Origin of the sequence: Streptococcus parasanguinis (assembly GCF_001578955.1) — a bacterium.
GTDB classification, from domain to species: domain Bacteria; phylum Bacillota; class Bacilli; order Lactobacillales; family Streptococcaceae; genus Streptococcus; species Streptococcus parasanguinis_U.
The window spans coordinates 392,639-393,805 of sequence record NZ_KQ969690.1 but is presented as its reverse complement, the minus strand read 5'-3'; the positions used below and the strand labels follow the sequence as shown (position 1 = coordinate 393,805).

Here is a 1,167-nt window from a genome sequence, read left to right as displayed (position 1 = left end):
TTTCCCCCTTTTTCCTTCTAAATCTTTTTTCACAACAAAAAAACCTGAATTTCTATATGCTTTTTGAGCCAATATATTTTTTTCATTTACAGCCAATATAATATGGTTAATTTCTAATTTTAAAGTTGAATCTATGAATTCAAATATTCCATTCAGAGCATTAGAACCATATCCTTGATTTCTGAAATTATCATCAATAGAAAATCCTCTAATAAGCGCATAATCATTTTGATAATAGCCGTACTCTTTAGGACCAGTGTTTAGGTGTAGGCAAAAAAAACCAATTACTTTATGGTCTTTATTAAGTATTACTATTGGGTATCTATCCTTATCTTTTTTAGACTTTTCAATAATATTTTTTGGGGTATCAGTATGTGTAATATCATTTAAAGAATAAGAACTTAAAGAATGGTAATGTTCAACTTCACTATACAAAGATAATTTCATGATAATTAATTCCTTTCTCTTTATGTAAGATACATAACTAAATCAGTTGATGATTTAATAATCATATCAATTGTTTTCATACTTTCTACTTTCCTATTCAACTTTCAAATATATAGCGTTTTCATTATTTTCTTATCCTATTATATCATTATTCAAAATAAAAAACTGCAACTTACTAGTTGCAGTTAAACACAGATTTACTTCTGTTCCTTTAGAGACTTATATTTTCATTTTCAGGCATATTAAAAACATCGTTTTTTTCAAAATAAGGTTTTACCATTTCTTTCCATCTAGCTTTATGAAAATTGATCGAATTTAAAGGAGATAGGCCATAATTTCCCAATGCATAACCATCATTTACTTCAACAACAAGTGTCCTGCCATCACTAGTAACACCGATATCTAGTCCATAAGCTATTGGCGCATCTTTCCAACATGATATGGCTTCATCAATTACACTAGGATCAAATTGTGCATGATAATCACCTGTATAGGGTCGAACATCTAATACGCGACCATCTAACACAAAACAACGCCATTCTGCTATGAATTCTACAACCTCACTAATCCATATAGGATAGTCAAAAGGTAAACCAATACCTATCAAATCACGGGTTCCGTTAACAACTCTTCCAGTAAAGACTTTTGAACCAGCTTTAGGCTTAATAAATTTTCCCCAATTATCAGGTATATTTACAATCTCTCCCAAAACGCCTTCAT

At 30.0% G+C, this 1,167-nt stretch carries 2 protein-coding genes; both read right to left on the bottom strand.

Going from position 1 to position 1,167, the window contains the following annotated elements; genetic code table 11:
- The coding region (locus tag SPADD19_RS05750; protein ID WP_061455482.1) for a GNAT family N-acetyltransferase at positions 1 to 447 on the bottom strand (447 nt) is incomplete at its 3' end.
- Between the two features lie 211 nt (positions 448 to 658).
- A partial coding sequence (locus tag SPADD19_RS05745) for an ATP-grasp domain-containing protein (protein WP_128861592.1) occupies positions 659 to 1,167 on the bottom strand: 509 nt, incomplete at its 5' end.